At 31.2% G+C, this 14,507-nt stretch carries 13 protein-coding genes and 1 pseudogene; 4 read left to right on the forward strand and 10 right to left on the reverse strand.

Annotated features, from left to right (window positions below):
• Window positions 1-8: 8 nt before the first annotated feature.
• Window positions 9-1,055 (reverse strand): extracellular solute-binding protein, encoded by a 1,047-nt coding sequence (locus ACQV2S_RS00900; protein ID WP_428884838.1) that lies wholly within the window; start codon window positions 1,053-1,055, stop codon window positions 9-11.
• A gap of 426 nt (window positions 1,056-1,481) precedes the next feature.
• Here ACQV2S_RS00900 and ACQV2S_RS00905 point away from each other — a divergent pair, with 426 nt between their 5' ends.
• The 3 genes from ACQV2S_RS00905 (at window position 1,482) to ACQV2S_RS00915 (ending at window position 3,739) form a co-directional block, all read left to right on the forward strand.
• Window positions 1,482-1,757, forward strand: coding sequence for a hypothetical protein (locus tag ACQV2S_RS00905; protein WP_428884839.1), 276 nt, complete (start codon window positions 1,482-1,484; stop codon window positions 1,755-1,757).
• 1,209 nt (window positions 1,758-2,966) lie between these two features.
• Window positions 2,967-3,530, forward strand: coding sequence for a hypothetical protein (locus ACQV2S_RS00910; protein WP_428884841.1), 564 nt, complete (start codon window positions 2,967-2,969; stop codon window positions 3,528-3,530).
• 20 nt (window positions 3,531-3,550) lie between these two features.
• Entirely contained in the window at window positions 3,551-3,739 is a 189-nt protein-coding gene (locus tag ACQV2S_RS00915; protein ID WP_428874381.1) for a hypothetical protein, read from the forward strand.
• A 674-nt stretch (window positions 3,740-4,413) separates the two neighbouring features.
• Here ACQV2S_RS00915 and ACQV2S_RS00920 read toward each other — a convergent pair.
• Window positions 4,414-5,460, reverse strand: a pseudogene (locus ACQV2S_RS00920) (IS3 family transposase); the annotation flags it as partial.
• A gap of 110 nt (window positions 5,461-5,570) precedes the next feature.
• Between ACQV2S_RS00920 and ACQV2S_RS00925 the strand changes: the two are divergent.
• The gene (locus ACQV2S_RS00925) at window positions 5,571-5,963 is read left to right on the forward strand and encodes a hypothetical protein (protein WP_428884842.1); all 393 of its coding nucleotides are present in this window, start codon (window positions 5,571-5,573) and stop codon (window positions 5,961-5,963) included.
• A gap of 420 nt (window positions 5,964-6,383) precedes the next feature.
• Here ACQV2S_RS00925 and ACQV2S_RS00930 read toward each other — a convergent pair whose 3' ends face one another.
• The 8 genes from ACQV2S_RS00930 to ACQV2S_RS00965 all read right to left on the reverse strand — a co-directional run bounded on the left by ACQV2S_RS00930 (window position 6,384) and on the right by ACQV2S_RS00965 (window position 14,505).
• A complete protein-coding gene (locus ACQV2S_RS00930; RefSeq protein WP_428884843.1) occupies window positions 6,384-6,911 on the reverse strand; it encodes a nucleotide-binding domain-containing protein in 528 nt (175 codons plus the stop codon).
• Between the two features lie 9 nt (window positions 6,912-6,920).
• Window positions 6,921-7,172 (reverse strand): hypothetical protein, encoded by a 252-nt coding sequence (locus tag ACQV2S_RS00935; protein ID WP_428884844.1) that lies wholly within the window; start codon window positions 7,170-7,172, stop codon window positions 6,921-6,923.
• Window positions 7,173-7,201: 29 nt separating this feature from the next.
• Window positions 7,202-7,840 (reverse strand): nucleotidyltransferase domain-containing protein, encoded by a 639-nt coding sequence (locus ACQV2S_RS00940; protein WP_428884845.1) that lies wholly within the window; start codon window positions 7,838-7,840, stop codon window positions 7,202-7,204.
• A 12-nt stretch (window positions 7,841-7,852) separates the two neighbouring features.
• A complete protein-coding gene (locus ACQV2S_RS00945) occupies window positions 7,853-8,494 on the reverse strand; it encodes a hypothetical protein (protein ID WP_428884907.1) in 642 nt (213 codons plus the stop codon).
• Between the two features lie 103 nt (window positions 8,495-8,597).
• Complete coding sequence (locus tag ACQV2S_RS00950) at window positions 8,598-11,744, reverse strand: type III restriction-modification system endonuclease (RefSeq protein ID WP_428884846.1); 3,147 nt, start codon at window positions 11,742-11,744, stop codon at window positions 8,598-8,600.
• 1 nt (window position 11,745) lies between these two features.
• Window positions 11,746-13,506 carry a site-specific DNA-methyltransferase gene (locus tag ACQV2S_RS00955; RefSeq protein ID WP_428884847.1) on the reverse strand — a complete coding sequence of 587 codons (1,761 nt, stop codon included), beginning with the start codon at window positions 13,504-13,506 and terminating at the stop codon, window positions 11,746-11,748.
• Between the two features lie 12 nt (window positions 13,507-13,518).
• Window positions 13,519-13,893 carry a hypothetical protein gene (locus tag ACQV2S_RS00960; protein ID WP_428884848.1) on the reverse strand — a complete coding sequence of 125 codons (375 nt, stop codon included), beginning with the start codon at window positions 13,891-13,893 and terminating at the stop codon, window positions 13,519-13,521.
• The gene (locus ACQV2S_RS00965; protein ID WP_428884849.1) at window positions 13,894-14,505 is read right to left on the reverse strand and encodes a DUF4391 domain-containing protein; all 612 of its coding nucleotides are present in this window, start codon (window positions 14,503-14,505) and stop codon (window positions 13,894-13,896) included.
• Window positions 14,506-14,507: the final 2 nt, after the last annotated feature.

The following is a 14,507-nucleotide window of genomic DNA, read 5'->3' on the forward strand; positions in this document are numbered from 1 at the left end:
GAATGATCTTATGGCATATATTCGAGTTCTAATTTTTCTACCCAACTATCTACATTCTGTCGGTAGAAATCCCAGTCAACATCCATACGGACCATTTTATCTAATAATGCTTTTAGCGGTTCGGAAAGTACTTCTTGGCCACCCTCTGACACCGGTAAGAAGCCAAATTCTTCAGCAAAAACTTTTTGCACTTCATCAGAGCCATACCAGTTTACGAAATCTTCAGCGGCTGAATAATCGTGCTCTTCTCCTTTATCTAAAATCCCAATTTGTTCAGTCATGGAAAAAATACCGTATGTAGGTACAATTGGCTCTAATGCTAAGCCGTCATACTCTTCTAAGGCAAGCGCAGTCCCTGAAATATGATAGTAGTTATAAGGGGTTGTGCCTTCTTGGAAAAGCACCCATTGGTCTTCCCCTTCACGTGCTTGGTAGCCATTATTGATATAAGCGGCAACCTTTTGCCACCCCTCTTCAGAAATTCCAAGTTCTCCTTCATCGTCGCGGTATTGCATTAGCATGGAAAGAATAATTTTTTGGTTGGTTGAACCCGCTAAATCCGACGGAATACGGTACTTATTCTTCAACGCCTCTTCTTGGCCTAACGCTTCCAATGTTTTTACAGCATCCTCTTGGTTTATAAATTCAGGGTTGTACATCCCAAAAATATACGCTTCAGCAAAAGGATAAAATTCACCCTTGCCGATGATAATTTCTTCGGGTACGTTTTCGGCCCAAACTGGTTCAAAAGCATGTAAATCAACTTGCTCTTGTACATTTAACCAGTTGGCTTCATCCATCCCAATAATCACATCCGCTTGTGGATCGTTTGCCTCTGCCAGTACCCGGTTGTATGTATCTCCCCCTGGAGCGGTTACCATTTCCAAGTGAAAGCCTTCAGCTTCAGCTAATTCGACAAGCCGAGCCGTACGCGCATCGTCATAATAAGTATTGGAATAAATCGTTACTGTACGCTTTTCGTCTTGTGCCATTACTTTAGCAAGTCCAGAGCTTGTAAAAACGGATGCAGACAAAACGGCCATTGACGCTATCAAAAATTTTTTATTCATTGATTAAGCCCCCTCATTAATTTTTTTCAAACTAAGATTACCAACGCACTCTATTAAAGTCAATCGTTGTGACATAGTTACTCTCATTTTAAAAGCAGATTCAAGCATTTATTATAAATTTAAATACTTACTAACGTTGATGGATCCATATAATTAAAGATATTTACGTTTTTAGGCAACTATTTATAGAATTTTCTAATAAATAAAAAAGACTAGCGCATACTTGATGTGTTCCCCGATATGCTCCCCCTTAAGAAGTTTGCTTTTTTTAGTGTCTACTTAAGGGGGGCTTATCAACGGTGTATTAGAGTTTTTGTTTTATTGTCTATTTTAAATATTTTTTATTTCTTTCTGCCTGAAACTATAATATTTTTTTAATTATAGTAAATTAAAAGAAAAGGATATGTTTGTATGAGAAAGTTTTGTTGTAGTGGTATGATTTTCTTGATTTTGAGTGGTAGTTTTTCACCCTTAATAGTTGTTAATGCAATAGAAACGATTCCTGTTGAACAAGCTGAAGCTAGCTCTGCTCCTAACGAAGTGTCTCTTTCAGGAATAAACTCTTTGTCTTCTGAAGTAGCTTTTCCGAAAGTTTCAAGTTCGAATATTACTACTTTTAGGACTAGGGATGTTAGTAAAAAAGAAATTTGTATGAATATGAGGGGGACTGCAATTTATAAAAAGTAATTTGAACCGAGCATGAGTATACCTGCTACCAGGCAAGAAATGATTTGATTGGTTGCAATAGGTATAGCTACTGTAGGATTTTTTTCGAATCCCCCTACATGGGCTCTCTTAGTAACTACTTATGAATCAGCTACTTTAACTTGTTTAAGTTAATCTCATCTATAATAGTAGAATATTATGACAAAAATTTGATAATAGTTTTGGGGAAAATTTTTACGTAGTTTTAAATCAGCTTGTTATACTTTTTTTATGTAAAGATTAATAGATTTCAATGAGTTTTTGAGGCTATAGCTTTTGTAAGTCTTTTTTTGATATTACCATTTTCATTAGTAGATATCTTTACTAAAAATGAGAGTATAGATAATGAAGATGATGAGTAATTTAATGAGAATTGTTGTTGTTGCACAACTATTTAATATATTCCCGTTAAATAAAAATATATATAATGAATTTATAAAACCTACAACTAATAACGTACAAGTTTATGAATTTGAATATAATAAAATTGTTGATGGTTATATGGAAATCACGTCTAGTCAGCTTTTAGAAAAATGATTTTAAGAAACCCACACTTATTTTCTTTGGGAAAAGCAGTTGTCCTTTTTGTAGAAAGATTTGACTTTTCTTTAAAGGAAAATGAGAATAAATTCAATGTTTTTTATTACGACTCTTCCAGTGAAAAAGGAAACCTAAAACAGAAACTACTGGATGTATATTCGATTAAATAGGTTCCTCTATTAATTTATGTTACTTCTGATAAATGAATTTGTTAGATTAAACGAGGGAAAATAATGTTACCTAAATGGTTAGATAGTATAAGTGAAATCGAAAAATAAAGATGTACAAACTTATATAAGTTTGCACATCCTTATTTTTTAAAGGTTTTTTTATAAGTTTATATGCACATCTTTTAATAGTTTTTGATCAATTTTTAAATAAATGTGTCTAGCGTTTTATTGATTACTGTTTCTTTTTTGTTTTGTGTGGTTTAATTCTTTTCATATTTCTTCTTGTGCTCGTGTAACGATCTTGCGACTTTTGGGGTCTTTTTCAATTTTTTTTAAATTAGTTTTAACCCTATTTAATTGTTCATTTTTTTCTTTTATATTTTTAGTAAGTAGTCTATCTTTTTCTTTGAAAACGTTTTTTTATTATGTTAGGGTTAATATATAGATAGAGGGTATGAATGTTATGAAAGGAGAAAACATTATGAATTTAAAGAAAAGTTTAATTGTTGGTGCGTCTATTTTAATAATGGCTCCTGTAATTTCTACTGGGTTTACTACTTTAAATGTTCTTGCGAATGAACGTGTTCAAGAACAGGTATCGTCTGTTAAAGAAAGTGGCAATATAGACTATTCGGAATTTGTTGAGGTATATAAAGATGGTGATACAACAATCGCTACTATTTCAGATGATAATGTTGTTAAATTATTTAAAAAAAATGGGTTTGATTTAATAGAAGAATCCTCTGATGAAAGTTCTGTTTCGATGACTCCATATAGGTTGGAAACGAATCTGACAAGAGTTGTTAAACATGGAAATGGAAGTTATGATGTATATTTATCTTCTAAAACACTGAATAGAATGAGAGCTGTTGGGGCTTTTGGAACATCGACTATTTTGGGAGGATTATTTGGATCACTTACTGGAGGAGCAGCAGGAGGATATATTGCTGATATAGTATCAGACATATTCGAGTTTGATAATATTAAACATGGTAAAGTTTTTGTTATTAGAGATTATGCCTATCAGTATTGGTACCATCAGTAAAATGAAAGGTGGATATCATTATGAAAGGATATAATATTAAGCCTTATTTAAAATCTCTTTTATATATGTCTGGGGGGTATCTTTTAGCTCTATGTGTAATTTATTTTTTCAAAGGTGAAATAGTGGGGGCAATACCTACTTATTTAGGTATTATGGTAGGAGCTCAGTTTTTTGTATGGAGTCAGGAGAAAAACAAAGATGAAAAGTGATATTATGAGAAAAATTTTTTATTAGTTCTTTCAAGTATTTTATTATGTTCATTATTTAATAATTCTGTAGTATATGCTTCTTCAGAATTAGATGATGTAACTCCTAATTTTAATAATGAAGTATTGGACTCTGATATTGAAACTCGCTCTGCGGGAAGTGTTACTCTAACACCTGATAAATATATCCATAAATATGTTTGGAAATCAGTAAAACATGTTGCTTCAGGACCAAGACTCCCTAAATATTGGCATGTTCTTTATCAAAATAGTCATCGATATGAGGGTTGGCTGGTATGGACTGGAGAGAAAAGGTATATTGCTTGGAGTCCTAGATATGTACAATTCCAATTTCATGTTAATCTAATGTTAACTGATTAATTTACAATAAGAAGGCTCCTCATTGTGAGGAGTCTTTTTGTATTTATAGTAGGTGAAATGTTTACAATTTGTATTTTAGTTGTGTTGATTTTTCTTTTTCGCTTCTTCTTGTGCTTTTTAATATTTTATATTCTAGTGATTGTTTAAATTAACTGTCTCTCAATGCTCTTTCATATCTTTCTTTCTCTAATTTGGAATGTCAACAGTTTTTTAGATACTTTTCATATATATTTCTCTTTGAACGCCACTGGTTTTAAATACTATACTAAAGAATGTAGTCTAAAATTGTTGTCCTAATTTACATAATTAAATAATTCTATTTCTTACTGATCCAAGCTTTCAAAGTTCATTTGTTTTACAAATTCAGTTTTTATCGCTTTCATCGTTGACTCTGCAACTGCCTTATCTAAAAGACAACCTTTTGTACTTAAAGAATGCTCGATTTCAAAAAGTTTTTAATACTTTATCTATCAGTTTGTTATCAAATTCTTTGCGTCTATCTGTATGAAATAGTTCAATATGTTCTAGATTATGATTAATTTTACTAATTGCTTTCGCCACTAAATTTGCATCCTTATTTTTACCTGCACTGTAACCAACGATCTCTCTATTGAAGAGATCGATAAATAAACATATGTAATTCCATGTTCCTGCGACTTTTACATATGTTAAATTACTTACTAAAACTTCTGATTGCTTTTGCCTTGTAAAAGAGAGTTTTAAGTGATTTCTAATACGTTTTTCATTGGTTTCTTTCTGATGATTTTTATATTTAGCTTTTGTATATACAGATATCAGGTTATGTTTTTCATAATACGGCCTATTTTTCGCCTAGATGCAGTGATTCCTAATTTATTTAATTCTTTTTTAATTCGTCTTGCAACAAAGCTTTTTCTATTTGAATTTGAACGTATTAATAATAGTTTTTTTCTAATTCTAAATTATTACTTTTAAATTTGTTTGGAGTTCTTTTTATTGAATCATAATTAGTGCTTCTTGGTATTTTTAGGACTTTACATATTGCTGATACTGAATATTGATGTGCATTCTATTGAATGACTTCTATTTTTGTTCCATGATCAGTGCTGCTTGCTTTAAAATATCGTTTTCCATCTTTAATTGTTGATTTTCTTTACGTGATTTTCGTAACTATTTTTGTTATCAGTTAAATTATCAACAGTATTAAATGAACCACTATTTTGATGATTCTTTATCCATTTATCTAACGCCGAAGGTGTTAAATCGTATTTTCTAACACTATCAGATTTAGATTTTCCATTTTCAAATAAGCGTACCATTTGAAGTTTAAATTCAGGAGTATATGTTCTTCTTGTTCTAGCCATAATATAAAATCGCCAACTTTCATAATTTAACAATATATTCCATCAGGGAAGTTGTCCAATTAAGTGTCGACGATTCAAAAGAAAATTTAAAACTAGAGGGAAGTCCTGGTATGAAAAATGAGATGACTAATAAGGGGAAATCTTGGAAATCAAAGCTACAATTTGAGTTTGACCGAACCATCAAAAATGCCAAGGATTGGGACGACTTTCTTAATCAAATGACAGAACTTGACTATGAAATTAAAAATGGAAAATATATTGCCTTCAAGCATAAAGATAAGCTAAGATTTAAGACCCTTGGTGAGGATTATACGGAAGATAGATTGAAAGAAAGACTAACTGGAATTATCAAATTAACCACTCAAAAGTTAAGAAAAGAGTTGGTAAGGGTATCGATATTGAAAATAATGAAAAGATTAAATTTAGTAAGAGCTATGATTTTTGAACTAAGAAATACAAGCTTAAAACAACAGCTGATTTTGTTATCGCTATTCGTTATATAGGCATTCATTCAAAAAAGAGGTAGATAATTATATACAAAGCAGTGCCGATGAAAGGTAAAGTATTCACGAAATATAAAGCCATTGAGTTCAAAATAGATAAGCTCTCAGAAACAATGGAGCAGATTGAAACAGTTCGAAAGTATAGAGAACATTACAAATACCATTAAGCTAATTCTGATGATAAGAAGTTTTCAATTGAATATTTTGCCGAATTGAAACTCTTCACAATGGCTTCAAAAGCTATCATGAAATCCTATGATACTATACGAAAATCAAAAGAAATATTAACCGAACTTGATGAATTACAAGAAAAAAAGAATACCCTTATGCAAGAGTATTCTGAGTCAAACGATTTACTTTCTGAGTTAGTTCAATATAAAAAAATATGAAAAATATATGGATAAAGAATTAGAAATGAATCTACTTCCAAAAATCTATAGTGAATCCGCTGACTATATTAACTTCAAATGGATCACTCTTACCATAACAAATATCGTCTTTTACAAGAAATGCTTCTACATAATGATGCCCAGTATAGGAAGTCGATTCTTTTCTAATTCTCTTACCTTCCACTATCTCTGATTCGTAAAAATCTCCCCTTAAACAGTTCGCATTTATAGCCTCTTTACCCGTATTTGTAACTTGCCAATAGATGTCATATCTTCTTAAATTATTTGCCTTAACTTCAAATTTAATATTTCCATTTTTATTTAATCCTGCACCACTTCTAATTATTTTATATCTAAATCCTTTAAACTTATAGCTAGCAATTATTTTAACCTCTTCCCGGTTAATAAACGGCCACTTCATCTTTTCATGGTGACTAATATCCTTCATTTTTACTACTGGCAAGTTTTTTTCCTTTGACTTAAATAAACTTCTTTTTAAATAGGATATTCGCTTTTCATCACTATATTGAGTGTTTTCAATATTCAGATCTACCTGCAATTGAAAAACCTATTTTTTAAATTCTTTAAAATAAAGTTTATTCTTGTCCCATTTACCAGATAAAATTTCCTCTTGACTTACAGGATTAAGAATACAAGGCCTATCATCTATATAATCAATACCTTTTTCAAGGTTGCTAGCTATGTATGTCATTAAATCTAATAAGTTATCGTAAAATAAACTAACTTCTTTATATTGCTTGGTTGCTAAAGTAGTAATAATTACTGAACTTGGCTTATACTCAATGTTTTCTTCAAACATAATTTCTGCATGTCGTTTAAAGATCTGTACTATTTTTGTAATGGCGTTCTTACTTTATAATCTGGAATTTCTTCAACTTGTGCATAAAATCTCTTTGATTCCAAAAATTTATATGTTTGAAATTTAGCGTTTTCTAAAAACCAAGCGGAATATCCCTTTGGATTGCTTACTTCCCAACTATTACTAATTTCTAAATATTTAGGATTTTCTCTATCTGTAATTGCAATAAAACCATCATCTTTATCATTCATCGGAACAGATGGTAGGATATCAATGTGAAAGTTATCTTCATCAACAAAATTAATAGTCCAGCACCTTTTTGATTCTTTTGCTAAATCTGACATGTTTTTACTTTTAACATAATCCTTAACCACTTCTCCCATATCATACTTTAAGCTAAATTGTGACTGATTAGTACGACGTAATTTTGTAAAATTACACACAATATCAATGTCATATGAGCCGTCTTCGGTTAATGGTTTTACAGCTGTGCCTAATTTAAAAGATCCTTGTAAATAAATATCTAGATTAAATACAGACATGTTTGAAGATTCAATAAAATTGGATATGGATTTATATCTCTGTTCTGCTTTCACATAATTTGCATCGGAGACATCTATATCTTTGATTATTTCTTTTAGGTCATTTTGTATAATAATTTTCTTCAAATACGTCTCTCCTTACAATACATACTTAGCTGTCACAGCAATTTTCCTAGACTTTCCATCCAAATTAGTGCACTCTCTTTCTATTTCTTCTTCGCCAACTAAAACAATATTTTTTCTATTACTAATTTCTTCCAGTTGTTTCATAGGAATACCTAACTCGAAAATTTCGAATATTTTAATTTCATCACATTTAAAATGCTTCGAATAGGTAATTGGTTCCTCAATTTGTTTTATGAATTCAATTCTTGTTTTACTTAACAATTCACCATTAAACTCGTTAAAAGATCCCAGTTCTTCGAGAAATTCTCTATGAACTGTCACTTCATGATTCTTTTTTGAAGCAAACCAATTCAGATAACCTGGAATATACTTGCCTTTGGTATATATTCTTAAATCTCTATCCTCATAAAAATTAACTTCTTTTTCGTCAGTAATCTCCATGGTATTTTTTAGAGGTTGAAATGACTCATAATATTTGTTCACTCCTCCAACAGGTTGATACTGATCTATTTGATTTCCTTTAATTAATAGATATTTATTTTCAAACTTTATTCTAAATAGATAGGCACAACTAATCCTTATAGTTTTATTTTTTCTAAGTAAAGATTGAGTAAAAATCTTTACTCTTTTTTTTATTCGCCCATATGTTCCCAGCTACAAAAGAAATAACTGTAACAAACAGGCTAATAACTGTTTCACTCCATATGTTTTTTAACAATTCTATATTCTTTTCCTCCAAACTCTATCTTCTAAAATCTTATATTTTTTCAACTTTCTTATCTATTGAAGGCATAATGTTTAATAAACTTTGATAGCTATCAACATCATGGTAGACAACGTTTTCAGTAGAAATCTCATTGAACAATTTTTTAGCACATGATATTTTTGCTTTTTCTATTGGACGCAACTGAAGACTCTCCATTGTTCCTTTAGTTTCAGCAATAAAGAAGATGTGTTTTACTGTTCCTGCATTAAAAGCAATTGCCCAGTCTGGGCTATAATTGCCAACAGGTGTTGGAATAGAAAATCCTCTTGGTAGTTTTGCATAAACAGCGACTTCCTCTGCCCCATCTAAATCTTCAGCAAATCGTCTTTCAACAGACTTTTCTGCCAAACCATCTGTAAAAACATACGGTTGAATATGCTTTTTAGCTTTAAAAGCCTTTTCAATAGAAGTATTTTTCTCTGTGGTAAAGATTGAGGAGTCATATTTACCATCCAATTCATCATAAGAAATATGTTCAACGACCACAGTCGCTTTCTGTTCTTTAATCAGTCTTGAGACTTTACTTATAAACTCTTCAGGATTATTTTGGTACATAGCAAACTTATCTGCTCTAATGCCCTTCAAAATCTCTACCACTGTTTTTCTTGTTAATACAGTTGCTTCTGAGATTTTCCCAACTAAATCATATTTTATTTGATTTGTCTCAAAATGATCTAGAGTAACTGTTTTTGACTTAGCTGATTCAAATGATTCTCCTTCTTTTACATAATCGGCTGTCAAATATTCTCTTTGTTCAGATTTTGATATAGTATATTGAAGTTTTGAAACAAATAAATCCTCATCAATAGCTTTGATGGATTTATTAATCAATTCTTCGCTGTTAAAAGACACAGTATATGAGTACTTATGATTAATATATGACCACAAAGTTTGGAATTCTTTTTTATAGAAATTGTCATTGAAGTCATTATTAACAACTTTTGTCTCATGACCATCGTCAATCATTTCGTCCAAGATTGAATCGTTAAATACGCTTTGGATCAGTTTATGAACGCTTTCTTGCATACCTACTAAAGTTTCTGGTAACTCTGCAAGATTATGATTCTCTAAATCAATGTGGTATTGATCCGAAATAGAATCATTTCCATCCATACTGACATAGTCGTTCTTCACAAGATATTGATAAATCACGCTGGCTTCTTGAACGGTTAAAGTATGACTATTTCCATCTAATATGACATTTTTTCCTTCGAAGTAATCGATCGAAGCTTTTCTTGGTCTATCATATAGGTTCTCTTTAATTTCTTTTTGCAAATCGGTAACAAAGTCCCTATATGATTCACTAGCAATTACCGTAAGTTTGTTTACCTTATGAACCAGAGAAGAACCTAGTCGCTCTTCATCCATTCTATCGCCTGATTTATCAACACAAATACGAAGTCCACGTCCTACTTCCTGACGTTTCATCGTCGTACTTGCACCATGTTTTAAAGTACATATCTGAAACACATTCGGATTGTCCCAGCCTTCCCTAAGTGCTGAGTGAGAGAAAATAAACCTAGTAGGTTCATCGAAACTCAACAGTCTTTCCTTGTTTTTAAGAATTAAATCATAAGCAGAAATATCATCAGAAATATCCGATCCTCTTTTAACCTTACTATTGACAGATTTTCCCTTTTTATCAATTGAGAAGTAGCCCTTATGTGTCTCCTCTACGCTTATCTCTTTCAAATACTTTTGATAAGGTGTGTCAAACAAGGTAATTTGTTCGTTTAATAAATCAGTGTATTCTCTTTCGAAAATTTCACCATACTCGCCTAACACATCTTCATCATTTTCATCATATTGACGATATTTAGCTACTTCATCGATAAAGAACAAGGATAGTGTTTTAATTCCCCTATTAAAAAGTTCTTCTTCTTTTTCAAAATGAGACTTTATTGTTTCCCTAATTTGGATACGTCTCATATCTTTCTCAGAAACATCACCAACCACATCACCCTTTTTTATGGTCTTACCATTCACAAAGCTAACTGATCCCCGGATTGGATCTATCTCAGAGATTCGATACCCCTTATATTGTTCCATCTCGTTTGATAGCTCATATAAATTATCATCAACAGATAGTATTCTAGACTCTCTATTGATTGATTTCTTATAAGCTATTTCAAATTCAATTTTGGCTCTAGGTGGGTCTTTTGGAGACAGAATAATATTTTCTAAATAGAGAAATTTATCTGTACCTCTAAAGTTCTTTACTTCAAACCCCTTCACTTCGATTTTTTTAACTAATTTTTGATTGTAAGCATCTACAGCATCAAGTGCATAAACAAGATTGTTCTGTTTTGCATGGGTTGCTGAATAATTTAAGGTAAACAGAGGGTTAAATTTTTTAAGGGCAGTCTGTGTTGCCTTTCCGCCCATCTTTTGTGGTTCATCTAAAATCAAGATTGGATTATTAGCCTTAATAACGTCGATAGGTCTCCTAGAACCAAACTCATCACGTTTACTATATATAATCCTTGATTCCTTGCTACGGCCACCTTCTTTTAAAGATGTATTGAAAGCCTGCATATTGATAATCATACAGTTAATCCCTGAATTGCTTGAGTAAGAGTCCAGTTGATTTAAGTTTTTACTATTGTAAACAAAGAATCTTACTTTCTTTTGATATTCTTCCATAAAATGGTCTTGAGTCACCTCAAAAGACTTCTTTACACCCTCACGGATTGCAATAGAAGGCACTACAACAATAAATTTTGACCAGCCATACTTTCGATTAAGCTCGAACATAGTCTTTATATAGACATATGTTTTACCTGTTCCTGTCTCCATTTCAATGTCTAGTGAACAAGCTCCTAAATCATCAACAAGAGAATTCGAAATTAAGACATTATTATTCTGTTGGACTTTTCTAATGTTGCTTAACAGCTCTTGAGATGTTAAAGAGATTTTCTCATTCCTAAATCCTGTTTCATCAAAGTCATCCTTATACTTGAATTCTGTATCACTGTCTTCAAAGTCTACATATATTTGGGTAAAGTTTTGTTTCTCTTTTAAATTTCCAAGATCTCTTCTATATGACAGTTCTTCTGAGAACTTCTGGCCAATAAAACTATTGACTACACTATTTACAGCGTCCGTCTGATAGGACTGTATTTTAAAATTAAACTTCATATTAAACTACCTTCCTTACAGTTTGTGGACTCATGTTCTCAAAGATTTGCTCATAATTATTAGCGACACTGTCGTTTGCCATAGAAGAATCCCTGAATACAGCATAATATGGCTCCTCTTTCGCAATAGACTTTACAATATCTTCAGTTATATCTTTATCGAAACATGCAATTAAGAATCCATCTTCAACAATGAAAATCTCTTTATCATCAACAAGTTCTCTTTTAATATTACTTGATAAAGAAATACCTAAATCTAGCATCACTTGGAACAATAGATCTTCTGGACTTCTATCTTCTTTAATGTTGTCAGACAATATATCAAGTAGACTTTGTTCTGTTTGAGCCGGAGCATAATAAACATCTTTCATATTTGACGAATCAGTTTTTAATACACGAAAACCTATGTCTAAAAAAGTCTTGTCAGAACCTTTATGATTTTCAGCAAATATTTTTTTTCCTACTCTTCTAATGCGTTCTTTACCAATATCACAAATTGTTTTATATCCCGCTTCATAAGCTTCGGAACTTTCTTCAATTTCTTCTGGAATTTGCACCATAATATATTTTCTGTTATCACCATCTTCAGAATTTAATTGCATTGTTGCATGTGCTGTTGAAGCGGTACCTGAAAAGAAATCTAAGATAATATCATCTTTTTCCGTTGAAGATACGAGAAGTCTTTTTAGCATAGCTACAGATTTTTGACCTTTAAAGTCTTGATTGATATCTAATATTTTCGAAATTTTCTCACCTGAATACGAAACAATTGCTATACTATTTAAATCATCATATTCATTAGAATTCCAAGTATCTTCTATCGCATATCTTTCAGGACGACTATCATGGTTAATAAACTGAATTAAATCGTTCTGCTGATCTTTATCAAGATTCAATTCATTAAACTTCGATGTTAAATTTTTATCTTTTTTTACAAGTGGCTTGAAATCTTCGTTGTTGATGTATGTTTTAATGAATTTCATTTCACTAGCATTCTTTGAATAAAATAAAATGGTGTCATGATTTCTGATAAAATTTGCTGCAGTGGTTTTATAGCCTGATAACCATCCTATTCTCCAAATAATCTCACGTTGGAAATTGTCCTCTCCAAAAATTTCATCCATCATCATTTTTAAAGTCGCTGATTCATTGAAATCTATTGATACAAAAATCATACCATTCTCAGATAATAGATTTTTAGCTAGTTTCAATCTTGGATACATCATATTTAGCCAATCAGTATGGAAACGTCCATTTGATTCCAAATTTTTCTCTAACCTATTTCCTTCCTCATCATATTGGCCACTGTCTTCTAAATACTCATCCTTGTCCATTGAAAAATTGTCATTATAAACAAAGTCACTTCCTGTATTATATGGAGGATCAATAAATATCATCTTTATTTTTCCTAGATAGGTTTCTTGAAGAAGCTTTAAGACTTCGAGGTTATCTCCTTCAATATAGAGATTTTCTGTTTCATCAAAATTGACACTTTCCTCTCTACAAGGGCGAAGTGTTTTTGAAATAGGTTGATTAGCGGTTAGTATCGCTTGTCTTTTATCTGGCCAGGTAAATTGATATCTTTCTTCTCTTCCCTCTACAACCTCTGTAGAGATTTCTTGCATAAGAATATCTTTATCGATCGCCCTTACTAGTTTTCCTTCATCATCAATCGTTTCAGTAATTGCGTTTGGAAACAAAGCTTTTAGCTTCTCAAAATTTTCATTCACCAAATTGTTTGTCTGCATCTCTAATTTTTCCATCTGTAAATCCTCCTACCCTCTTAGACCTATTTCTTTAGAAACCCTTTTTATTTGTTTTATAAAACTATCTTCTTTTCTTTCTTCTGTCATATCTTTAGTTGCAGTTGTTGACCATCGATATATTTGCTCTATGCTGCCATAACCTCTTTTAAAGATTCTTGCATATTTCAAACAATTTTTTCGCGTTGGGGCATCCAATAAAATTATTTTCAACTCTTCATCTGTCCAGCTTTTGCCTTTATTTGGTGTTTTTCTTAAATTATCGTTTTGTATTTCAAATTTTATTAGTAGATTACAAATATAATCAATCTTTTCTTCGTAGGTCAATTCTTCAATTTCACTATCTAGTATTTTAAATAGTTCTTCCTTAAATTCACTTTTTCTCATCTACATCTCCTCTAACTCTCTTTTATATTTTTTTAATTGTTTGTAAAGCTCAAACTTTTTCTTTGCTTGTGATTCTTTTCTAGCTTGTTTTTCGGTCTTTTCAATTAGTTTTATTAGCTTCTCTTTTTTCGCCTCTAAACTAATTTGTTCTTCTAAACTGTTTCCTTCTTCAATTTCGATATCAGCAACTTGTGTTACTAGATTTTCCCAAATGAGAGACAAATCTAAGCCTTGTAATTTCAGCTTAATCTCGTCCTCATTTTTCCATTCTCCTAAGAGTAGTTTTGTTTCATATATCGATAACTTATACTCATCCTCATATTTCAAAGCCACTAAGATTTTCTGACCAAAAAGTCTTGAAACTAGACTTATATTGGCATTGGTGAAATCCTTTGTTTTTAGTTCTATCAATACTACAAAAATTGCTGAAACATCATCTGTTGGCCTAACATTTATCGATTGCTCTGATATTTCGTTTATGAGAGTAATCTTTTTTATTTCTTTGTCAAAAATTTCTTTTTTATTTCCAGATAATTCCTTAGGGAATTTTTCATAAATGAGCTTTTTATAAATATTTTTCTTTATCTGAGTCTTTTTAGGTAAGTTGAACATAT

The organism is Facklamia sp. P13064 (assembly GCF_050409425.1).
GTDB lineage: Bacteria > Bacillota > Bacilli > Lactobacillales > Aerococcaceae > Facklamia.